Annotated in this window: 17 protein-coding genes; 13 read left to right on the top strand and 4 right to left on the bottom strand. The window is 29.5% G+C overall.

What is annotated here, in order from left to right:
* Nucleotides 1-111: 111 nt before the first annotated feature.
* The 4 genes from P3X86_RS00405 to P3X86_RS00420 all read left to right on the top strand — a co-directional run bounded on the left by P3X86_RS00405 (nucleotide 112) and on the right by P3X86_RS00420 (nucleotide 5161).
* Nucleotides 112-873 carry a hypothetical protein gene (locus P3X86_RS00405; protein WP_483290641.1) on the top strand — a complete coding sequence of 254 codons (762 nt, stop codon included), beginning with the start codon at nucleotides 112-114 and terminating at the stop codon, nucleotides 871-873.
* Between the two features lie 244 nt (nucleotides 874-1117).
* A complete protein-coding gene (locus tag P3X86_RS00410) occupies nucleotides 1118-2911 on the top strand; it encodes a MutS family DNA mismatch repair protein (RefSeq protein WP_483290642.1) in 1794 nt (597 codons plus the stop codon).
* A 310-nt stretch (nucleotides 2912-3221) separates the two neighbouring features.
* Complete coding sequence (locus P3X86_RS00415; protein ID WP_483290643.1) at nucleotides 3222-4217, top strand: methyltransferase; 996 nt, start codon at nucleotides 3222-3224, stop codon at nucleotides 4215-4217.
* A 239-nt stretch (nucleotides 4218-4456) separates the two neighbouring features.
* Nucleotides 4457-5161: a YjjG family noncanonical pyrimidine nucleotidase gene (locus P3X86_RS00420; RefSeq protein ID WP_483290644.1), complete on the top strand. Its 705-nt coding sequence runs from the start codon at nucleotides 4457-4459 to the stop codon at nucleotides 5159-5161.
* Nucleotides 5162-5382: 221 nt separating this feature from the next.
* Here the strand turns inward: P3X86_RS00420 and P3X86_RS00425 are convergent, their stop codons facing one another.
* On the bottom strand, nucleotides 5383-6039 hold the full coding sequence (locus P3X86_RS00425) for a carbon-nitrogen hydrolase family protein (RefSeq protein ID WP_483290645.1): 657 nt from the start codon (nucleotides 6037-6039) through the stop codon (nucleotides 5383-5385).
* 308 nt (nucleotides 6040-6347) lie between these two features.
* Here P3X86_RS00425 and P3X86_RS00430 point away from each other — a divergent pair, with 308 nt between their 5' ends.
* Complete coding sequence (locus P3X86_RS00430) at nucleotides 6348-7868, top strand: thiol-activated cytolysin family protein (RefSeq protein ID WP_483290646.1); 1521 nt, start codon at nucleotides 6348-6350, stop codon at nucleotides 7866-7868.
* A gap of 124 nt (nucleotides 7869-7992) precedes the next feature.
* Complete coding sequence (locus P3X86_RS00435; RefSeq protein ID WP_483290647.1) at nucleotides 7993-9513, top strand: thiol-activated cytolysin family protein; 1521 nt, start codon at nucleotides 7993-7995, stop codon at nucleotides 9511-9513.
* Between the two features lie 144 nt (nucleotides 9514-9657).
* Here the strand turns inward: P3X86_RS00435 and P3X86_RS00440 are convergent, their stop codons facing one another.
* Nucleotides 9658-10260, bottom strand: a complete 603-nt coding sequence (locus tag P3X86_RS00440; RefSeq protein WP_483290648.1) for a hypothetical protein — start codon at nucleotides 10258-10260, stop codon at nucleotides 9658-9660.
* 324 nt (nucleotides 10261-10584) lie between these two features.
* On the opposite strand from P3X86_RS00440, the gene P3X86_RS00445 reads away from it, so the two are divergent.
* Nucleotides 10585-11580 carry a NosD domain-containing protein gene (locus tag P3X86_RS00445; protein WP_483290649.1) on the top strand — a complete coding sequence of 332 codons (996 nt, stop codon included), beginning with the start codon at nucleotides 10585-10587 and terminating at the stop codon, nucleotides 11578-11580.
* A gap of 361 nt (nucleotides 11581-11941) precedes the next feature.
* Here P3X86_RS00445 and P3X86_RS00450 read toward each other — a convergent pair whose 3' ends face one another.
* Together P3X86_RS00450 and P3X86_RS00455 are read right to left on the bottom strand one after the other, a co-directional pair.
* On the bottom strand, nucleotides 11942-12799 hold the full coding sequence (locus tag P3X86_RS00450) for an AraC family transcriptional regulator (RefSeq protein ID WP_483290650.1): 858 nt from the start codon (nucleotides 12797-12799) through the stop codon (nucleotides 11942-11944).
* A gap of 16 nt (nucleotides 12800-12815) precedes the next feature.
* Nucleotides 12816-13676 carry a transglutaminase-like domain-containing protein gene (locus P3X86_RS00455; protein WP_483290651.1) on the bottom strand — a complete coding sequence of 287 codons (861 nt, stop codon included), beginning with the start codon at nucleotides 13674-13676 and terminating at the stop codon, nucleotides 12816-12818.
* 400 nt (nucleotides 13677-14076) lie between these two features.
* Here P3X86_RS00455 and P3X86_RS00460 point away from each other — a divergent pair, with 400 nt between their 5' ends.
* The 6 genes from P3X86_RS00460 to aroB all read left to right on the top strand — a co-directional run bounded on the left by P3X86_RS00460 (nucleotide 14077) and on the right by aroB (nucleotide 23568).
* Nucleotides 14077-15618 carry a hypothetical protein gene (locus P3X86_RS00460; protein WP_483290652.1) on the top strand — a complete coding sequence of 514 codons (1542 nt, stop codon included), beginning with the start codon at nucleotides 14077-14079 and terminating at the stop codon, nucleotides 15616-15618.
* Between the two features lie 350 nt (nucleotides 15619-15968).
* Nucleotides 15969-19865, top strand: coding sequence for a non-ribosomal peptide synthetase family protein (locus tag P3X86_RS00465; protein ID WP_483290653.1), 3897 nt, complete (start codon nucleotides 15969-15971; stop codon nucleotides 19863-19865).
* A gap of 418 nt (nucleotides 19866-20283) precedes the next feature.
* A complete protein-coding gene (locus P3X86_RS00470; protein WP_483290654.1) occupies nucleotides 20284-20463 on the top strand; it encodes a hypothetical protein in 180 nt (59 codons plus the stop codon).
* Nucleotides 20464-20628: 165 nt separating this feature from the next.
* Nucleotides 20629-21642, top strand: a complete 1014-nt coding sequence (gene aroF / locus P3X86_RS00475) for a 3-deoxy-7-phosphoheptulonate synthase (RefSeq protein ID WP_483290655.1) — start codon at nucleotides 20629-20631, stop codon at nucleotides 21640-21642.
* An 11-nt stretch (nucleotides 21643-21653) separates the two neighbouring features.
* A complete protein-coding gene (locus P3X86_RS00480) occupies nucleotides 21654-22505 on the top strand; it encodes a prephenate dehydrogenase (RefSeq protein WP_483290656.1) in 852 nt (283 codons plus the stop codon).
* A 1-nt stretch (nucleotide 22506) separates the two neighbouring features.
* The gene (aroB, locus tag P3X86_RS00485; RefSeq protein ID WP_483290657.1) at nucleotides 22507-23568 is read left to right on the top strand and encodes a 3-dehydroquinate synthase; all 1062 of its coding nucleotides are present in this window, start codon (nucleotides 22507-22509) and stop codon (nucleotides 23566-23568) included.
* Nucleotides 23569-23582: the final 14 nt, after the last annotated feature.

Genomic DNA, 23582 nt, shown 5'->3' on the forward strand with positions numbered 1-23582 from the left:
AGATATACTTTAAATTATAATTTTTAAAAAGGTGACAGAAAATCATAATGATATACGCATTCTATTAGTGAAACAAGAATTAACAAGTAAAGTGAAAAGGAGAGATATGAAATGAAGATTAAAAACAAAATAATAGCAGGAGTAATGTCTGTAGCTTTAGTTGGAGCGCTGAGTGTACCCTATGCATACGCGATTGACATAAATACTGGAGGAAACAACGTTTCAGGAAATGGTAATTACGTTAACACAGGAGGATGGTACTCTAATGGAAGAAATGTAAATACAGGTGGAATTAATATTAATGGAGATAATAAAACTGTTGATAACAGTGGATATAATTATGATTGGTCTTACTGGAAGCAGTTGCTTGATAAATACAGTACTGGAAATGGAATTGGATATGGAAATATAATTGGAAACAATAATAAACCAGGTGACTATGACATATCTGGTAATGGAAATGCAAATGGCAATGGAAATATAATAGGTAATGGCAATGAAAATGGTAGAGGCAATATAGTAAATGGTGAAGGTAATATAATAGGTGAAGGTAAAGGTAATAAAATAGATGGCAATAACAATATAATAGGTGATGGTAAGGGAAACGGTAAAGGATATGGAAATATAATTGGAAACAATAAAAGAGTTGGCGATATCAATATAAGTGGTAATGGAAATGCAAGTGGGAGTAACAATACAATAGGTAATGATGATAACAATGCAACAGGCGATATCAATATAACTGGTAACGGAAATGCAAGTGGTATTGGAAATCATATTAGTACAGAGAATCCATTGGATGATTTAAATCTTTATGGAGATGGATATGCTAGTGGCATTGGCAACATATTTATAATGCCATGGGACAGATAGTAATAACTGGAGATAAAAATAAAATAGATTAGATTTGTACCCCAACGTAGGTTTGTATAAATAACAAACAATTAGGAAATCAACTAGAACGAAATGTTTTAGTTGATTTTTTAATATAAGTAAATGGACTTCCAAAAATAATCAAAAAAATGTATAATTAAAACAAAACTATAAGATTATGATGTTATAATGTATATAATAGAAATTAGAAAAAAACACAGTTATGTTAAACGGAGGATATAAAATGAAAAAACCATTGGATACATATGAGAAAAGAAAAAACTTTTATTTTAATTTGATGAATAAACAAAGAAAAACAATTAATAAACTTAGCAATATAAGATTGGTCACTGTATTAACACTAATAGTAAATATAGTCATTCTATATGTAACAAAAAGATACTCTTTGATTTATTATGTATCACCTGCGTATATAGCATTATTTACAATTTTGGTTGTAAAACATAATAAAGTAAAACGTAAAAATAAGTATTCCAATGCACTGTATAAAATTAACTCAGATGCACTCAAACGTTTAACGGGAAAGTGGAACAAATTTAAAGATACTGGTTTAGAGTTCCAAGATGATAGGCACAGTTTTACAAGTGACCTTGATATCTTTGGACAAGGATCTTTATTTCAATATATTAATACTACCACAACATACATGGGAAGACGAACGCTGACAAAATATCTTTCACAGCCATATAGTAACAAAGAGCTAATTAATAAAAGACAGGAAGCTACTAATGAACTAGGGGTTAAACTATGGTGGCGTCAAAGGTTTATGGTGGAGGGTTTGATAACATTTGACGAATCCAAAAATAATGAGGAATTGTATAAATTTGCTGAAACTAATAATGAAATATATACAAAGCCTTGGCTAATAATTGGAGCTAGACTACTACCGGTAATCAGTATAGGATGTATTTTACTCTGTTTGTTTAGGATAATACCATACCAAATTCCTGTTATAGCATTAATTATACAACTGCTTATACTAAAGTTTAAAAATAAAGAAAGATCGAAAATTTTAAATTTAGTTTATAAACATAAAGATAGTTTAAAATTATACAGTAAAATGCTCTATCATATAGAGAGAAAGCATTTTAAATCGGAATATCTTAAAGAGCTAAAAGATAAACTCATAAATGATGATAAACATACCGCATATCAACAAATTAAGAAATTAGAAAAGATAACTGATAGTATATCTAACAGGAGTAATTTTTATTTTATAGTAATTAACATTATTGCTTTATGGGATTATCAATGTATGATTGCTTTAGAAAGATGGAAGAAGAAATCAGGTGTATTGACAAAGACGTGGATGGAAACTATAGGAGAATTTGAAGCATTATCAAGTTTAGCTGATTTAAGATATAATAACCCTGATTGGGTATTCCCAAATATAATAGATAAACCATACTATATGAAAGCACGCGATATTGGACATCCTCTACTTACTGGTAATCGTGTATGTAATGATTTGGAAATAGATGATAAAACTAAGGTATTATTGATAACAGGTTCAAATATGTCAGGTAAGAGTACATATTTAAGAACAGCAGGAATTAATCTAGTACTAGCTTATGCTGGTGCGCCTGTATGTGCAAAAGACTTTTCTTGTAGCATATTTAGTATATGCACTTGCATGAGAGTAAAAGATGATCTTGAAAAAAATATTTCTTCCTTCTACGCTGAACTTCTTAGAATTAAAAAAATTGTAGATGTTTCTGAACAAAAGAAAATATTCTTTTTATTAGATGAAGTATTTAAAGGAACGAATTCTTATGATAGACACGAAGGTGCAAAAATTTTGATAAAGAAGTTGATGAGCAATAAAGCAATAGGGTTAGTATCGACTCATGATTTAGAATTAGAAGTACTTGAGAAAGAAAGTAATAAAACAATTAGAAACTATCATTTTGAGGAGTATTATAAAGATAATAAAATATATTTTGACTATAAACTAAAGTCGGGTATTTCGACTACTAGAAATGCTTTGTATCTTATTAAAATGATAGGGATTGATTAATAAAATTAGAGTTACTTCAAATGGGATATCTTATTAGATATCCCATTTGGCATTTTACTTATATTTAATCATAACGATACTATATTTTAAGGAAATGAGTACAACTTATATGATAAACAGCATATCTAGCTTTATGTGTATGAACTATATAAGAAATGTTTATCTAATTATAAGTTGTGTAATAACTATAATGAATACAATATAAAAGTAAGATAAGCATGTTTTGCGTTATCAATTTAATGATATTGACAATCATTATCAAAAATGTTAGTATAGTTTTGAAAGAAAATATTTGGTGGAGGGGATGTATATGAATAAGGAATTAAAAGAGTTATGGGATATTGCTTATAGTCCCATTAAAGAGAAGCTGTTTATATTGGCTATCGAAATGAAATTATTCGATGATTTAAAAAATCCTAAAACATCAGTAGAGATAGCTAAATTACATAATTTACATGAAATAAATACATCTATATTTTTGGATGCGTTGTGCTCAATGAATTTTTTAAGTAAAGACAAAGGATTATATAGTAATACTGAATTATTTAATGAAATGTTCATAAGTAATCATGAGGATTATCTTGGAGAGTTTTTTCTGGCTAATAGAATATGGTCAGATATGTCTTTAGATAATCTTAGAGATTTAATAAATAATGGGCCATCAAAAGTTATGAATATTAGTTCTGATGAAATATGGGAGAGACAAACTAGGATAGGCGCTGTTTATCAAAGATTAGGAGTAGCTAGGGTTGCACAATCAATTATATCAAAATTACCTGAATATAATAATATCAATAGAATGTTGGATTTAGGAGCAGGAGCAGGAATGGTTTCGATTAATTTGGTAAAAAATCATCCTAATCTTAGGGCGGTGATAATGGATCAAAAAGCTGTTGCCAAAGTGGCAAAAGAATATGTAGAAGCAAATAATTTAAGTGATAGAATACAGGTAATAGGTGGGGACTATCTAGTAGACGATATAGGCTATAATTATGATTTAGTTTGGGCTAGTCTCACATTTAATTTTTATCAGCAAAAGCTTGATGGCATTGTGAAAAAAGTTTATGATTCTCTTAATGATGGAGGAACTTTTGTATATTTTGGCGATGGAATATATAATGAAGGGACATATCCTAAAGAGCCAATAATACAAATGCTTACTGCAAATTTAAAGAGTTCATGTTCTTTGAATTTCCCAAGAGGTAAAATAGCTGAGTCTATGATAGACAACGGATTTAGATCGGTAAGAAGCACTACTATTTCAACAGATTTAGGAGATATGGATATAGATATTGCAACTAAATAATTTAGTTTAGTGTATTAAAAACAGCTAAAATCTATTTAGTTGTTTTTTTACGTAAGTAAAGATATTTAAATATAAGTGTATTAGAGATATTAATATTTCAGTGATACATAGTATAACATATTAACCAAAAACTAAGAAATACATATTGACAAATTTAAATATAAACAGATTTTGGTTGAAAAACAATCTAGATATTATATAATATAAAACAGAAAGACAAAATAGACAAGGAGTATTATATGAAATATGAAGTAATATTATTTGATGCTGATGAAACATTGTTTGATTTTAAGAAAACTGAAAAATATGCTTTAGAGAAAACAATGATAGAATTTGGTATAAATTATAATGAAGATTATCATCTAAATATATATAAAGAAATAAATAAAAATATTTGGGAAGAACTAGAAAAAGGGCTAATAACACAAGAAGAGCTAAAAATAGAGAGATTTAATAGATATTTACGTGCATTAAACATTGATAATGATGCTGAAAAATTTGCGAAGTCATACTTGAAATATTTGGCAAACGGTTCATATTTAATAAAAGGGGCAAAAGAGACCTTAAATATTCTAAATGATAACTGTAAAATGATAATAATCACCAATGGACTTAAATGCGTACAAAATAAAAGAATTAGGCAATCTGAAGTTGCTAAATATTTTGAAAAAATAGTTATATCAGAAGAGGTTGGCGTTACTAAACCAGATACCGAAATATTTAATATAGCACTAAAAAATATCAATTACACAGATAAAAGCAAAATTCTAATGGTCGGTGATAGAATACAGTCAGATATAAAAGGTGGAGCTAACTTTGGTATTGATACTTGTTGGTATAATCCTAGTAGGATAAAAAATACTTTTAGCACAAAACCAACTTATCAAATATCAAAGCTACAAGAACTAGAAGATATAGTCAATTTATCAAAAGTAACTGGTTAATTCTTATATATGTCCATGTTTGTTTTATGCTATGTATGTTAACACATTTGGGAATTGTATTTTAATGATATGACGTTAAATAGGATTTCTATATTATACAAATCATTGCAAAAATCACAAATTCAATAACAGTGTTGCAATATTATATATTATTACACTTTAATATTTACGTTGTAAAATTTTACAGATAATAAAACTCTCCTAAGAGAGTTTTTAGAAGTCTAGATTCGTTTGTTGAGTATCTCTATTTTTTTTATGGCATAATCAAATACCCAAGACCTAGTATCTGATTTAGAGATATATATACATTCTCCATTTTCGTCTATGCAATAAGAAATTGGAATAGATACTCCACAGTTTCTATAAGAACCATCTGCATGACTTGTTCCTATTACCATCGTACTATATCTTTTAGCTATTTTTTTAGCTAGATTAATCCACAATTCGTATTGAGCATCACTAAACATTCCTACCCCTATTGGGTGAAAGATTAGGTCTATTTTATCTGTTATATTAGCCAAATCTCGTTCGCCTTTTAGTATTTCCATGCACAATATATAGCCTATCTTTAATCCATTACTATCAATAACCAATGGTGGTATCAATATAGCCTCATCTTCTTTTGGTGTCTTATCTCTTTCTAAAATTTTTTCACCGTTATTGTTTATTATTACTGCTCTGTCTTTATTGTCTTTACGATATGATGATATTATTGTAATCATGCGTTCTTTAGCTAACTTACATGCTTCTTCTAGTTCTTTTTCATTTTCCAAATATCCTTCTGGATATAAAATCAATTGTGTATTATTATCTAAAACTTCATTTCTCAGCTGTAAAATACCCACTTCATGTATTGGTTGTCCAACTAATATTCTCATATGTTTCTCCCCTCAGTATGCTTTAATACTAGCTTCAATGCTTTTGTTGTCAATTTTAGGTATGAAAAATATATATTTTTAGTAACTACCTTTTTAATCCTTATTATAACATATATGCGCCTAGTATATTGATTTAAGAACTTAAATAATGTATATTTATATCATAAAAATTGCTTCCTGTATATTGTCTGATACTTTTATGCTTTTGCATATTAAACCTTTAGCACATTGACAGAGTACAGTTTCGAGTTGAGCAAACAAGAGGTCGTTTTATTACGGCAAAAATTTTCCAAATAAGGAGGGTTATTATGTTAAAGATGAAGTCATCAAAAGTAAAAAAAATTGTTATGGGTATGGTGCTGTCAATTTGTGTTGGAGCACAACCTGCTTTAGCAGTCGCTGAGCCAGTGGTAACTGCAACAGAAACACAGAATAGTGTTGACAAAGGTATTGCTAATCTTGATTACAACAAGTATGAAGTTTTAGCAAACCAAGGAGATGTTATTGAAAATGTCGTACCAAAGGAAGGTCTTAGTGAGAATGGTAAGTTTATAGTTTTAGAGCATACTAAGAAGTCTTTAGGGGGCGATCCTGTGGATATCTCAGTAGTAGATTCAATAATGGATCGTACGTATCCAGGAGCATTATTATTAGCTGATGGAGAATTTGTCAAGAATAGACCAACAGCGTTAATGGCTGAAAGAAAGCCAATTAATATTAGTATTGACTTACCAGGACTAGAAGATGATAACACAATTTTAGTTGAAAATCCATCATATGGTACAGTTAATGGAGCAATACAAAAACTAATAGACAGATGGGCTGCAAAAAATTCTGAGACTCACACTTTGCCAGCAAGAACTCAATATACTGAAACTATGGTTCATAGTAAAAATCAACTTAAAATGGGATTGAATGTTGATATTGATTTAGTAGACAAAAAGCTAGGTATTGATTTTGGGGCTATTATGAAGGGTGAAGAAAAATGTATGGTTGCTTCATATAAGCAAATATTCTATACAGTAAGTGCTCAGTTACCTAATAATCCTTCAGATTTATTTGGTTCTGATGTTACATTTAAAGAGCTTCAAGGTAAAGGAGTAAGTGATAATTCACCACCAGTTATGGTATCAAATGTTGCGTATGGTAGAACTGTATATGTTGTTCTAAAAACAAGTTCTTCAAGCAATAAAGTAGAAGCTACGTTTAAAGCTTTATTAAAAGGACAATCTATAAAAGGAAATACAGAATTTGAAAATATAGCTGAAAACAGCTCATTCTCTGTAGTTGTTTTAGGTGGAGATGCTCAAGAACACAATAAACTTATAACTACTGACTTTAATGAAGTAAGAAATATAATTAAGGATAATGCAGCTTTTAGTCTTAAAAATCCTGGATATCCTATTTCTTACACAAGTTCTTTCCTCAAAGACAATTCATTAGCAGCAGTTCATAACTCTACAGATTATGTAGAAACAACTTCTACGCAATATAGCAAAGGAAAAATTTCTATAGATCATAGTGGGGGTTATGTAGCTAGATTTTTTGTATCATGGGATGAGGTAAGCTACGATGATAAAGGTAATGAAAAATTAACACATAAAAACTGGGATGGCAATGCTTACGTTAGAACTGCACATTACACAACGGTTATTGATTTACCAGCAAATGCAAAAAATATTAACATTTATGCGCATGAGGCTACATTTGTTTTATGGGAACCATGGAGAGTAATATTAGATGAGAAAAATCTTCCTTTAACAAATAACATACAAGTAGCCGTATGGGGAACTACTTTATTCCCTGCTCATAGTGTTAAACTTGTTTAAAATTTTAGATAAAACTCATTGAGACAATTATTAAGGTATTAATCTTCAAAGGATGTAGAATCTATATAAGCAACAAGAAGTCCTTTTTATTAAAATAAAAATTTATAAGTAGAGGAGGGTTATTATGTTAAAGATGAAGTCATCAAAAGTAAAAAAAATTGTTATGGGTATGGTGCTGTCAATTTGTGTTGGAGCACAACCTGCATTAGCAGTCGCTCAGCCAGTAGCAACTGCAACAGCAACACAGAATAGTGTTGACAAAGGAATTGCTAACCTTGATTACAATAAGTATGAAATTTTGGCAAACCAAGGAGATGTTATTGAAAGTGTTGTGCCAAAGGAAGGTTATAGTGAGAATGGTAAGTTTATAGTTTTAGAGCACACTAAGAGATCTTTAGGAGGCAATCCTGTAGATATCTCGGTAGTAGACTCGATAATGGATCGTACGTATCCAGGAGCATTGTTATTAGCTGATGGAGAATTTGCTAAGAATAGACCAACAGCGTTAATGGCTGAAAGAAAGCCTATTAATATTAGTATTGACTTACCAGGATTAGAAAACAACAGCACAATATTAGTTGAAAATCCATCATATGGTACAGTTAATGGAGCAATACAAAAACTAATAGACAGATGGGCTGCAAAAAATTCTGAGACTCACACTTTGCCAGCAAGAACTCAATATACTGAAACTATGGTTCATAGTAAAAATCAACTTAAAATGGGATTGAATGTTGATATTGATTTAGTAGACAAAAAGCTAGGTATTGATTTTGGGGCTATTATGAAGGGTGAAGAAAAATGTATGGTTGCTTCATATAAGCAAATATTCTATACAGTAAGTGCTCAGTTACCTAATAATCCTTCAGATTTATTTGGTTCTGATGTTACATTTAAAGAGCTTCAAGGTAAAGGGGTAAGTGATAATTCACCACCAGTTATGGTATCAAATGTTGCGTATGGTAGAACTGTATATGTTGTTCTAAAAACAAGTTCTTCAAGCAATAAAGTAGAAGCTACTTTTAAAGCTTTATTAAAAGGACAATCTATAAAAGGAAATACAGAATTTGAAAATATAGCTGAAAACAGCTCATTCTCTGTAGTTGTTTTAGGTGGAGATGCCCAAGAGCACAATAAACTTATAACTACTGACTTTAATGAAGTAAGAAATATAATTAAGGATAATGCGACTTTTAGTCTTAAAAATCCTGGATATCCTATTTCTTACACAAGCTCTTTCCTCAAAGACAATTCATTAGCAGCAGTTCATAACTCTACAGATTATGTAGAAACAACTTCTACTGAATATAGCAGAGGAAAATTAACAATAGATCATAACGGAGGATATGTTGCAAGATTTTATGTAAAATGGGATGAAGTATCTTATGATGCACAAGGAAAAGAAGTGCTAACTCCAAAAGAGTGGAGAGGAAGCGGTGCTGATAGAACAGCTCATTTTGTAGAAACAATAGATTTACCAGCAAATGCAAAAAATATAAGAGCTTACGCTTTTGAGTATACTGGATTGATTTGGGATCCTATAAGAGTCATAGTTGATGAAAAGAACATGCCATTAACTAATAATATGAAAATAGCTGTATGGGGAACAACACTATTTCCAGCAACTCAAATTAGCTACACATAAAATAAAATAATCTAAAAGGGGCTGTGCATAAGTAGTGCAACAGCTCCTTTTTAATATTCAAAAGTGTATATTCATATATGATTTCGAAATTGATTTGTTTACTTGTCACGTAACTACGAAACAAGGGATAATCTAAGACAAACTTTACCATGTTAGTGGTCTATCTAATAACTTAACAACATTTATAGTAGTGCTATATATATTAATTTTGTTTTTAAACGATAATTTAAAGTTAAAACTTTTTAAATTCAACCAAATAGCTGCATTTGTTTCTGTAATATTCAAAATAATAGTGTTTGATAATGTTTGCCCAACAACATCGGAAGCTATGGTTGGTATTCCTGTATTGATTACCAATTCAGGTATAAACTGACCAATATTAACCCCTACTATTCCAATAACTACTTGATAGAAATTACCTAGAGTGCCAAATTCTTTATGTGGTATAAAATAATACTTAAGATTTATATCCATTTTATAAACACCTACATCAGGAAAGTTAAGAGTATCATTAGTTATTTGAGTGCTAGTTAGTGTGAAGCCACCATGTTCAAAAATATCAGAATCACTTTGAAGCTGTATTGGTCCTGGTTTAGTTAATTCAAAAGATAGATTACCGTCATCAATTTGGGCAAAAACTGGTTCTATTGAATTTAGAGGCACTGGAAGAAAAACACGAGCTTTATTTTTTATAAATGGAGTATAATCTGAATCCACACATTTACAATCATATTTTACACGTTTCATTTTTCACAGCTCCTTATTAGAATTATTAGAGCAAGTGGGTTCAGTATAAAATATGGACAAAGTAACAAAATTGTTACATAAAAATGGACAAAACATGATATACACTAAACAAGAACTTAAGTTTTAATATATCTACCCGAGGTTATAATACTTGATTCACAGAAACATAGATTGACCTACCAATTTCATTATTAATAAATACATTGCTTTGTCAAGTTCACTTAATTCATATTTATGAAATATAGTCAAAAGATACTATCCCAATTCACTATTATAATGAATAATATGTAACGAAAGACAAAATATTGATATGGAGTGATTTTATTGTTAACATTAAATAACAACGGATGGTTACTTGATGGACAACCAACTAACGTTGCTTCTTGGTATCCAGAAGGTAGGATAGCGGTAATCAATGAAGATATAACAAATAATATAGAGATATTAATAAGTGATGTGTTACTTTTGGGTATGGATTTTACTCTAACAGGCTCAACGGGTTCAGGAATAAGAATTGCAAATCAAAGTAATATTCAGATATTAGATTATACTATTTATGGGTTTGCTAATGGAGTAGATTTATCAGCTACTAGCAATGTCAATCTGATGAATCTTAATATAAATAATTGTATAAGTGGTGTTCAAATAAGATCAACACAACGTAGTTCAATATACAAGTGTAATATATCATCGTCGTCTGAATATGGTATTAGGTTTATTTCTTCAAACAACAATAGAGTTACAAATTGTACAATTAAAAGAAGTGGATTTGCAGCTATTTCAATGGATTCTTGTAATAATAATAGTGTAGTTCAAAATCAAATGTCTAATAATAGCGAGGGCTTGGAATTGTTATTTACATCTACATTCAATGGAATTGTAGATAATGTATTTGATACTAACCAATTTTCTATTGTATTATTTTCAGGGCCTTCTAACAATTTGATTAAAGAGAATAATTTTATGAATGATACTACTCTTGCAATAAATCTATTCCAAATATCCAATGATAATGATGTTCTAAACAACACATTCACCAATTCTCAAGTAGGTGTTAATGTTTTTGAAGCATCAAATAGAAATGTGATTAATTATAATACAATAAATGTAATAGACAATGGTATAATAAATAGTGCATCAGATTTCACACAAATAGTAGGAAATACAATCAGTAGCCAGCAAGGCGAAGGGATAATGATAATAAGTGGTAATAATCTTGATATACGTGATAATATGATTTCAAGTGAAATGGTAACTCAATCCATAATGATGGATTTTCTCCCTATGCATTTAAAATCAATAGTAGCATTAAATCAATAGGGAGTATATGAGAATTAATTTATAAATCAAGATTAAACATAATAAGTCGGTTTTCAACAAATCTTAAGCTTAATATAGGCTATTGGGTTTAATTGATGAAAAATAAATATTATAGCACATAATGGTTATGTAATAGAAGCCAATTATGTGCTATTACTCTATTATTTAATTGCAAGTATAATATCATATATATTATATTTACAGGATGGATTCCACGGTAGTTAGAATATAAAACACTGTTAAATAATATTTGATAATTGACTAGAAATAGCAAAATCATTACATGTGTATGGAGCATTTTTTAGTTGAAGGAAGCGGAAAATTAATAAATCAATATTTGTAAATAAAAGATATAATAAATTTATTTTTTTATGATTGGAATGCATATATCTGCAACTATTTCTCCTTCAGACCAGAAGTATCTTTCAATGTCATGGGATCCAGCATGTTTGTACTGAGATTCGTTTAGCCAAACTGTGTAAATATAGTCCCATGTTTTTTGAACACTTTCTGTTAGAGGGCCTATTGTTCTAAACACCGCATATTGAGATTTAGGGAGTTTGTGCATAAACATATTTTTTGGTATATGCTTTATAGACTCAACTTCATAAGCAATCATATATTCAAATGTTATTTCTTCAGAGAATATACATATACCAAGGGATTGACTATCATATTTTTTTTCTTGAATTTGCTGCCAAGATTTTTCCTTTAACCATTTATTCCACAGCAAAGGTATATCTTGATAGTTACTTCCGTCGCTTTTTACTATATATTTTTTTCCTACTACAAGACGCTCTGGTATTTGCTCAAATACTGGTTTCATACCTCTTGTTTTGCGATTAAACTCAAATAACATATAATCATAAGTCATAGGTTCTCGAATAGAGTAAAGTAGTCCTTCCTTTTTTACTTGAAAAGGTGTTCTTCCGTATACTTTTTCAAAGGCTCTACTAAATGATTCCCTCGATTGATAACCATATTTTATTCCTATATCGATAATTGATTTATTTGTATAGGCTAATTCTTTAGCAGCTTCAGTTATTCTCCTTTTTCTAATATATTCCTTGATTGAATCTCCTACTATCCCTTTAAATATACGATGAAAGTGATAGGTAGAATATCCCGCTTCTTTAGCAACAATAGACAAATCAATACAATCATTCAAATGATCTTCTATATAACGAAGTGCTCTTGCTAGTGCTCTCATATACGACATTTTAATACCATCCTAACTAAAATATAGTAACTTTGTTTAAACCCTCTGGAACTTTTATCTTATCATTTTTTTGGATATAAGTGTATAAATCATCAAAATTATTATTTACATGCGATACGTATTTTGCTAATTGGTCCATAGCTAAATAATCTTTTTCAGTCCATTCTGAAATAGGAGTATTTTTATAACCTTGCCATTTATCCCAAGGTTGCATAGGTATCTTTAATAGTGAATTAGCATCGAGTAGTAGATTGCATATCAAATAATCATATCCCCACCACGTAAAAATACCGAATAATTCTGGATTAGCTTTACCTTGACGACACATTTCCCATGCTTTTGATCCAGTAATGAAGTAATCTTCACTTATATCTAGTGAATTGAATTTTATGTCAAGTGATTTTTTTTGAAGATCATCTAGTTGAGCATCAACAATCACCCATCTGTTTTCTTGTTCATTCCAATATTCAATAACCCAATGGTCAATATATTTGCCTTTTTCAAAATATGTTGCAAAGCCACACCTAGCTCTTGCAGGTATGCCTACCTCTCTACAAAGAGCGACACCCATAACTGAAAAATCTCTACATATTGATATCATTTTATCTTTTAACTCTTTTTCTTGTGTGATGTGACTGTATCCTATACTTTGCAAATGAATAAGTTTTTCTTCAACACTTCTAAGCAAAGGTTCATTTTTTTGTTCTTTTGTCAGTTTTATGCCATATCTTTCAGCCCAAAATTGATGCAAAAAAATATTTTGTATAGTAGATACAATGCATTCAATATCTCTAGGTAATCCATTAACCATATGTTTCATATTCTTCACTTCTGTCATTATTCCATGGTCAGTATAATATTTAAGTAATTTTTCCATTTTTATTCCTCCATATTATTAATCAGTTTAGTTAAGATTATTACAAGTATATCAGTTTATATTAAATAAAGAGTGATATTTTGTGCTATTTTGATTAATGAATTTAATTAAGAGGCTATAAGATATCTAACAAATTGATTAAGGTTAATAATTTATGAATTATATAGTATTGCTATAAATATATTTCAAGTATCTAATGAAATGATATCCTAAACAATACACTAATTCTCAAGTAGATGTTGATGTTCTGTAAACATAAGACAGCGTGTAATGGGGTGTTCTTAACACTCTATTTGTGTTATAACTCTATTATTTTAACTTTGATTATACTATAATAGATTAAAAGGAGAGCATTATATCAAAAGTCAATATTTTATCATATCATAGGAAGGGTGTTACAGTGGCTAGAGTAAATGAGGAAACAGTGTTAAATTTTTATTTGGAGATGATAGAAAAGGATGGTGTGGAGTTTCTAAAAGGAAAGACACAAATAAAGAATAAAATCAAAGTTTATATTCAGAGATTAAAGAAAGAAGAGCAAATACATAATCGTATCGGCGTAGCAAAAGATTTATGGAAGATTTTATTTGAAGCAGCAATGAGTTTTATTCATGTGGACAAGGTAGGATATGAAAATCTTTTTAGCTATTTTGATAAATATGTGGAGTTTGAAGAACTCATATTCGCAACTGATTCTTTTTACAGAGACCACACACTTCATTGCTTATGGGTTTATTTCCTTGGAGAATATATTTATTATAAAGACGAATTTTATCCTGTTGTTAAAGAAGGTATAGATAAAGCTATGAGGCTTGTTAAAATGATAAGTGAACTATCTCAGGATGAAGAGATTGTAGATATATTAGGACCGAAAGCTATCGATTCAATAAGAGCAACTGAAAAAATGGTTAAGATGAGTCAATCAGTTCGTTGTATTTCCGCACTTACTCATGATTTAGGGTATCCAATAAAAAAAATTAACCGTATAAATGCTTCAATAGGCAAGATATTGCCAAATTTTTCCATTAAAACATTTGATGAATTTGATTTTAGCTATAACAATGAGCAAGTACAGTTTATTAAGAGTTTTATTGATTTTATTGGGGATGATATAAGTTGCGATATTACGATAACCAAAAAAGATGAAGATAAGGATAAAATTAAACAAGAACGAGAAAAATTTGTACAAGAAGATGATATGGATGCCTTAATAAACTCTATTAAGGAGTCCATAAAAGATAGTGATGCTAATGAAGTTAAAGTTAATACTGTATTAAAGCATATGCCAGCTCAACGTCTTAGATATGCAAATGATTTTGAGACGTATCAGCATGGAATAATGAGTGCGTATCTTCTTATGAATACTCTAAGGGCGTTTAAAACAATGAATTATCATTATAAAGGTGATGAATTAGTAGTTGATTTAGAGAGTATGGCGAGTTTAGGTGCTAAACAAGATATACTAAAAGCTATAAGTGACCATACCTGTGATGGATTTACTATGAAAGATTTGTTTGGGGTATCAGAATTCTTAACATTTGTAGATGAATTAGAGGAATTTTCACGTATTTCAAGAGGTAATCAATATAGACAATATATCAATGAATTTTGCCAGTCAGATTTGTATATGAAAGGAGATGTATTTCATATAGATTTTATATTTAATAATGATGATATTATAGGGATTGATCCAGAGAGGGCATTTAAAGGTAAATGTTGTCGTATGCTCTCCCTTTTAGATATATCTAATCTAGATAAAAGTATGAACATACACTTCCGTTTTATAGGAGAACTTAATCATAATAAAAGTATTTATGAGCTGATAATAAGAAAGAATTTTGCTCAGATTATTATAGATGATAAAGAGCAAATCATCCCAGAATATTTGAAATCAAGAGATTTTCTTACTAGAGAGGAATATGAATTGATGAAAAATTCATAAAAGATATAAGGTACCGTTAAAACGGTTATGGACAGAAAAGGAATTAATTTAGATTTGGTAATAGATAATTTAGTTGAAATAGTAAAATGTTTTAATTTGATTATAGATGGGATAGTTATAATAGACTAGGTATATTGAAAATGTAAAAGAAGATATATACAAGCACAAGTAAGAGGGCTGATTAATTAACAGCCCTCTATTTTAATACCAATAATCAAATTATTAATGGAACAAACTCACTATTAGAATAATCTATATTGGAATAATTAACAGGAGGTGTGTTCTATATTTCAGTTAAATTAACTGTCAAACAATAAACTCAAATACACATTAAAATGGAGGATTAGACAATGAGAAATAAACATTTAAAAAAAAGTAAGTTTTCTAGCAAAGGATTAGCAAATATTTTTAGGAACTCATATGTAACTGCAGAATCAAAAAATGACATTAGCATAAAAAAACAAGAGGAGTATTGGCTTAAAATTTTCAGTGTGCAACCACCGGCTCTAAATATGCCTTTAGATAATCACAGGTCCATGATTCAAAATTTCAATATAGGAAAAATAGAGCTTGAATTAAATAAAAATCTTATAAAAAGGTTAGAAGAAATAGTTAAAAAGACAAAGAGTAGCTTATATGATGTTTTATTAGCTGGGTATACTACTCTGTTGTATAAATATACAGAGCAAAATGATATAATAATTGGGTTGCCTGTAATGTTAAGGCAACTAGAAATGACAAATAGCGTATATAAATATAATACTCTAGCTTTAAGAACTAACCCAAATAAAGATAAAAAATTTATAGATTTCTTAGTAGAAATAAAACAAAATGTATCAAATGTTTATGAGAATCAAGACTATCAGCTTGAGGATATAACAGACATTTTAAAACTCAGAGGAAATATTAGCGGTAGTAGACTATTTGATACTATATTTCTTTTCCAAGACGAGCAATATACTAATTGTGATAATCTCATATTAGATGATTACTATGCTGATAAGAAACAGTCTAGATATGATATTGGGTTAAATATAATTAAAAATAATGAAAAAATACATCTAGAGTTTGAATATTGTAAAGAACTATTTTCTGTAGAAACTATTAGAAGGTTTGCATCACATTACATTAATATCTTGAACACAATAATCTATGATGCCAATATAAGTTTAGCAGATATAAACATGTTATCCAGCCAAGAAAAAGAGCAAATAATATGTGAGTTTAATTGTACAAAAAAAGAATATCCAAGAAACAAAACTATCAGTATGTTATTTGAAGAGCAAGTCGAAAAATTGCCAGACAAAATAGCAGTAGTCTTTGAGGAAGATAACATAACATATAAAGAGCTAAACCAAAAATCGAATAGTTTGGCTAGAAAGCTAAGAAAAAAAGGAGTAAAAGCAGATACGATAGTAGGAATAGTTGTAGATAAATCCATTGAGATGATTATAGGTATGTTAGGAATTTTAAAAGCAGGGGGAGCGTATTTACCAATAGATCCTAACTATCCTAAAGAAAGAATAGAATACATATTAGGAGATAGCAAGCCTAAGATTTTATTAGGCAAAAAAGAATTATTAGAAAATATAGATTATAAAGGGGAGAAACTCCAGCTATCTCTAGGAAAGTTTTATAGTGATGATTTTACTAACCTAGAAAACATGATAAATCCAGATAATCTAGCTTATATTATCTATACATCTGGAACAACAGGAAAACCAAAGGGTGTAATGAACAAGCACAGAAATGCTGTCAGATTAGTTAAGGGTGTTAATTATATGCAATTTAGAGAAGATGATAAAATTTTGCAAATGGGGTCTTTAGTATTTGATGCTTCAATATTTGAACTTTGGGGAGCATTGTTAAACGGATTAGAGCTACATCTAGCTAAAAAGGAAACTGTCGTTATTACAAATATTTTACATAGATATATAGTGGAAAACAACATTACAATAATATTTTCCACTCCAGAGTTACTCAACCAAATGGCAGAGGAAAATGTAGATTTGTTTAAAGATTTAAGGTATCTACTAGTAGGTGGGGATGTATTATCTCCAAAGCATGCTAGCATGATAAGGACAAATTGTAAGGAGCTTAAAATAATTAATGCATATGGACCAACAGAAAATGGAACATTTTCAACAACATATTCTCTTGAAAGAGAATGCAATACTTCTATACCTATTGGTAAGCCTGTGTCTAACTCATATGCATATATAATATATGAAAACGGTTTGCTCAAACCAATAGGTTGTTATGGTGAGTTGTGTGTTAGCGGAGATGGATTAGCTAGAGGGTATTTAAATAGACAAGAGCTCACAGCTAAGAAATTTGTAGATAATCCATTTGCACTAGGAACAAAAATGTACAAAACAGGAGACCTAGCAAGATGGTTACCTGACGGTAATATAGAGTTTTTAGGAAGAAAAGATTATCAAGTCAAGATAAGAGGTTTTAGAATAGAGTTAGGGGAGGTAGAAAGTTTTCTTCTAAAACAAGAGATGATTAGAGAAGCAGTAGTATTAGCAAAAGAAGATGAATCGGGAAACAAATATTTATGTGGATATGTAATAGCAAGTGAAAATCTTACAGTACATAAATTAAGAGAAAAGCTTCTAAAGGAAATACCTGATTATATGATTCCGTCTTACTTTGTACAGCTTGATAAGATGCCATTGACGCCGACTGGTAAAATTGACAGGAAAGCTTTATCCAAGCTAAGCAGTAAATTAAATACTGGAGTAAAATATGTACCACCAACAAACGAAATGCAACATAAAATAGCAAACTTGTGGCAAAAGGAACTAGGTATAGATAAAGTAGGTATAAATGATAATTTCTTTGAAATTGGAGGGAACTCATTAAAAGCTATTAGAGTAGTTTCGAGTTTAGCAGTTGATTTTGAAATAAATACAAATGATATTTTTGAGTATCCTACAATTAGTGAGTTAGAAAAAAGACTCACATTGAAAGAAGATAATTTAAAAGACAAATTTTGTAAAATTAAAGAGGTATACAAAGATAGTGACAATAGAGATTTATCAGAGAATACAAAAGAAGAATACAATCGATACAGAGAAATAAACAGAAAATTTGATTATAAAGATATCCATGAGCAAATTAAATACAAGAACATCCTATTAACAGGAGCTACTGGTTATTTGGGCGTAAATTTGCTCTATGAAATTCTTAAAACATCAAGAAATTGTAAAGTTTTCGCGTTGATGAGAGGGGAAAATCAAGACAAGGCTATAGAAAGATTAAGAGATAAAATGGAGTTTTATTTTGGTGAAAATCTTTATGAGATATACAAGGATAGAATAATTATAATCAATGGAGATTTAACTAAAGATAGATTTGGTATACCAGAAGAGATTTATTATAAATTAAGTAAGAAAATTGACTGTATAATAAACGCAGCAGCAAATGTTAAACACTATGGAATTTATAGCGATTTTTATGAGATAAATGTAGCTGGTATTCAGAGACTAATTGATTTTGCCCTTAATATAAAAATAAAAGATTTAAAACATATTTCAACAATGAGTGTTGCATCAGGAAAAATAAATGATAAAGAAATAGTTCTATTTACTGAGTATGATTGTGACATGGGTCAAGAGATAGAAAATTTTTATGTAAAGACAAAGTTCTTAGCAGAAAAATTAGTGATAGAAGCAAGAGATAAAGGAATAAACACAAGTATATTCAGAATAGGTAATCTAATGTTTAATTCAGATACAGGGAAGTTCCAAGAAAATATAAAAGATAATGCGTTTTATACTTTGATAAAATCTTTGATGAAGATTGGAGCAGTACCTTCCTTAAATATTAACTCATATGATTTTTCGTTTGTAGATAATGTCCGCAAAGCATTTGTATTACTTTATAATAGAAAAGGAGCTATAAATGAGATTTATCACTTGTCAAATCCAAATACAGCAAGCATAGCTAAGATTGGTGATTTCATAAATCAAGCAGAACTAAGCTACAAACTCAATAAAATGGAAACAGAATTGTTTTTAGATTATTTATATGATAATTATAATAATCCAAAAGTAAAAAAACATATAGAAGATTTCTTGCTACATTCGGAGTTGTTTGATATTAATGATAAGACTAATTTTGTAAATACGTCTGACAAAACGAATATGCATTTAAAAGCTTTAGGATTTGACTGGTTACGTTTAGATAAAGACCATATTAGAAAAATGATCCAATATTGCGAAGAGGTTGAGTTTCTTTAAAATTAAAATATTAGTAATTAATAAGGAAAATAATTCAGTGACGTTGTGCTACTCAATTTTAACACGCCTTGAAATTAAACCCTTACTACAGTCTGCTATCTAGATGACTTTGTCATCAACCTCACCCAACTGTGGAAAAACAGTTGGGTTTTTTGGATAATTAGTGTAAAACTAGAGCTATTATAGATAATTATACTTAGGTGTAATGCAGATGATAGCTTTTACTAAGAGCAAATATTATTTGTTTTCTAATCGTGTTAAAAATATTTTATAAATTAAAAAAGTTTTTAAATTTTTAAAAAGTTATTGACTTCTTTTTTTTATCTGATATAATCAATTTCAATATAAATTTTATGAAATAAAAAAAATGATTTGATTTTATAGATGCATTTGCATATAAAACTTGGAGGAAATAAAAATGGAAAAACTTATTAGAAAGATGAGTGCAAAACAATATTATAGTTTTTTTGCTTTTTACTGGGGCTATTATTTTTACTTTTATTTTAGCGTTGGTTATTTGTTTTGTAATAAAATATGGAAAAATCTTTCTAATGAGAATAGGAGTAAATATTTATTAGCATATGGCTTAAAGGTATAAATTATCAAATATAGACCTTTATTAAACATATATAGTAAACCAAGAAGACTCATTAGTACGAGTCTTCTTTTTTTTATATATAATATTCTGCAGAAAATATTATTTGTTTATAAAACCCATGGGAACGATAGATAAAGAAGTTAATTATGAGAGGAGAAGACAAAAATGATTATTGTAATGAAGCCAAAAACATCGATAGAAACGATTAATAAACTTAAAAATAAAATGGAAAGCTTAGGTTGCCAAACACATGAAATAGTAGGTGAAAATTATAGTGTATTTGGACTAGTAGGTGATACAAGTAAGATTGATAGGTCTCAGATACAGGCTAATAGAGATGTGGAGAAAGTAATATTTGTTCAGGAACCTTATAAAAAGGCAAATAGGATATTTCATCCTCAGGATACAATTGTAAAAATAGGAGATAAGCAGATTGGAGGAAGTAAGTTTTCTATTATAGCAGGGCCTTGCTCTGTTGAAAGCAAGCAACAACTAATAAGCATTGCTGAAGAGATCAAAGAAAGTGGAGCGAGCTTTTTAAGAGGAGGAGCATTTAAGCCAAGAACATCTCCTTATAGTTTTCAAGGTATGCGTGAGGAAGGATTGGAGCTTCTTAAACTTGCTAGAGAGAAGACGGGGCTTCCAATAGTCACAGAGCTTATGTCTGCTGATAAAATAGAAAGATTTGTTGAAGATGTTGATGTAATTCAAATTGGTGCAAGAAATATGCAAAATTTCGATTTGTTAAAAGAAGTTGGAAAAACAAAAAAACCTATTCTACTAAAAAGGGGAATGTCAGCTACAATCGAAGAGTTACTAATGGCTGCAGAGTATATTATGTCAGAGGGAAATGAGCATGTTATACTTTGTGAAAGAGGAATAAGAACCTTTGAAAAATATACAAGAAATACATTAGACCTTAGTGCTATACCAGTAATAAAAAAGCATAGCCATTTACCAGTAATAGTAGATCCAAGTCATGCAGCAGGGTTATGGTGGTTAGTAGAGCCGTTAGCAAAAGCAGCTTTAGCAGTAGGGGCAGATGGATTAATGGTTGAAGTCCATAATGATCCTGCAAATGCAAGATGTGATGGTCAGCAATCAATTACACCAGAGAGATTTAATGATTTGGTAAGCAAATTAAAGAAACTTGCAAATATAGAAAATAAAGAAATATAGGGGTGGTGCTCTTGTCTAAATTAGACTTTAATATTACGATAGTAGGTCTTGGGCTTATTGGAGGTTCTTTTGCAATGGCTCTAAAGAAGCTGAATCCTAAAAATATTTGGGGAATAGATATTGATGTAGATGTAATAAAAACTGCTGAGGAAATGAAAATAATAGATAAAGGATATATTAATCCTGAGATTCCTTTAAAAAAATCTGATATAATAATTACATGTATATATCCAGAATTAACCGTTAAATTTGTAAAGGACAATATGGATAGTTTTAAGTCAGGTGCAATTATAACAGATACAGCTGGTATAAAGGAAAAACTAATAAAAGAAATATACAAAGATATCAGAGATGATTTAGATTTTATTGGAGGACATCCAATGGCAGGGAGAGAAAGCCAGGGATTAGAGTATGCTGATAAAAATATTTTTAATAACGCAAATTATCTAATTACACCTATTAATGAAAACAAGAAAGATAATATTGAAAAGATGGAAAAAATCATAAGGTTGATTGGATGTACAAATATTATAAAATTAGAGCCAAAAAGACATGATGAGATTATTGCTTATACAAGTCAGCTTCCTCATATAATTGCTTCAGCTTTAATCAACTGCGCTAATAGAGGACTAGATACTAAGCGTTTTGTCTCAGGAAGCTATAAAGGTGCTACAAGAGTGGCAATAATAAATTCAGACCTTTGGCAAGAGCTTATTATGGATAATAGTGTAAATATACTTAAGCAAATCGAAATATTTGAAAATAGCATAGCAAATTTTAAAAAGGCTATTATAAGTAATGATAAAGAGAAATTAAATTTTCTATTTACAAAAGGCAGTCAAAAAAGAAAGGAAATAAGCTAATATGTCTATTTTAGAAGTAAAGCTTCCACAAAAACAATATTCTATAATTATAGAAAAAGGGATTTTAAAGAATATAGGTAATGAAATAAAAAAAATATACAACAATAGAAAAATTGCTATTATAACTGATTCAAATGTTGAGAAGTTATATGGTGAAGAAATGATTAACTCTTTGACTAACCATGATTTTGAAACTAAAACCATTGTGATTCAGCCTGGTGAAAAGAGCAAATCACTAGATATTGCCACAAATATATATAAGGAACTTTTAGACTTTGAAATATCTAGAGGAGATATGATAATTGCCTTTGGAGGAGGAGTTGTTGGAGATTTAGCAGGATTTGTATCTTCTACGTTACTTAGAGGAATACCATTCATACAAGTACCTACTTCTCTTCTAGCTCAGATTGACAGTAGCGTAGGTGGTAAAGTTGCAGTAAATTTACTAGAAGGTAAAAATCTTGTTGGTAGCTTTTATCATCCTGAGGTAGTGTTTATTGACCCAGAGGTTTTAAAAACACTTGATAAAAGATTCTTATATGACGGGATGGCTGAAGTAATAAAATATGGATGTATAAGAGATGAAGAATTGTTTAATAAACTAATGAAAATTAAAGGAGAAGAGGAACTATTTAATAATATGGAAGAAATCATTCAAAATTGTTGCTTGATAAAAAGGGATATAGTCGAGCGAGATGAGAAAGATGATGGAGAAAGGATGCTCTTAAATTTTGGACACACTTTAGGGCATGCTATAGAAAAATACTATGATTATAACAAGTATACTCACGGTGAGGCTGTAGCAATAGGTATGTACAATATTACTAAAAAGAGCGAAGATATGGGTATGACTATAGAAGGAACTACTAAGCTTCTCGAAGAAATAATCAAAAAATTCAATTTATCATATGAAATGCCAGAGATGGATAACGAGATACTCGCAAAAACTATAGGTCTTGATAAGAAAAATAAGGGTGATAGTTTAAATATAATATTATTAAAACAAATAGGAGAATCTTTTATTAAAAAAATAAGTAAAAATGATATAAAAACATATATATAGGGAAATGACCTGAA

Source organism: Abyssisolibacter sp. ZYX002 (assembly GCF_056892235.1).

Excerpts from the sequence above, each read along its gene's own strand:
- P3X86_RS00440 (WP_483290648.1), bottom strand. The coding sequence starts at position 10,260 with ATGAAACGTGTAAAATATGATTGTAAATGTGTGGATTCAGATTATACT.
- P3X86_RS00405 (WP_483290641.1), top strand. The coding sequence starts at position 112 with ATGAAGATTAAAAACAAAATAATAGCAGGAGTAATGTCTGTAGCTTTA.
- P3X86_RS00420 (WP_483290644.1), top strand. The coding sequence starts at position 4,457 with ATGAAATATGAAGTAATATTATTTGATGCTGATGAAACATTGTTTGAT.
- P3X86_RS00425 (WP_483290645.1), bottom strand. The coding sequence starts at position 6,039 with ATGAGAATATTAGTTGGACAACCAATACATGAAGTGGGTATTTTACAG.
- aroF (WP_483290655.1), top strand. The coding sequence starts at position 20,629 with ATGATTATTGTAATGAAGCCAAAAACATCGATAGAAACGATTAATAAA.
- P3X86_RS00465 (WP_483290653.1), top strand. The coding sequence starts at position 15,969 with ATGAGAAATAAACATTTAAAAAAAAGTAAGTTTTCTAGCAAAGGATTA.
- P3X86_RS00430 (WP_483290646.1), top strand. The coding sequence starts at position 6,348 with ATGTTAAAGATGAAGTCATCAAAAGTAAAAAAAATTGTTATGGGTATG.
- P3X86_RS00455 (WP_483290651.1), bottom strand. The coding sequence starts at position 13,676 with ATGGAAAAATTACTTAAATATTATACTGACCATGGAATAATGACAGAA.
- P3X86_RS00470 (WP_483290654.1), top strand. The coding sequence starts at position 20,284 with ATGGAAAAACTTATTAGAAAGATGAGTGCAAAACAATATTATAGTTTT.
- P3X86_RS00410 (WP_483290642.1), top strand. The coding sequence starts at position 1,118 with ATGAAAAAACCATTGGATACATATGAGAAAAGAAAAAACTTTTATTTT.
- P3X86_RS00450 (WP_483290650.1), bottom strand. The coding sequence starts at position 12,799 with ATGTCGTATATGAGAGCACTAGCAAGAGCACTTCGTTATATAGAAGAT.
- P3X86_RS00435 (WP_483290647.1), top strand. The coding sequence starts at position 7,993 with ATGTTAAAGATGAAGTCATCAAAAGTAAAAAAAATTGTTATGGGTATG.
- aroB (WP_483290657.1), top strand. The coding sequence starts at position 22,507 with ATGTCTATTTTAGAAGTAAAGCTTCCACAAAAACAATATTCTATAATT.
- P3X86_RS00415 (WP_483290643.1), top strand. The coding sequence starts at position 3,222 with ATGAATAAGGAATTAAAAGAGTTATGGGATATTGCTTATAGTCCCATT.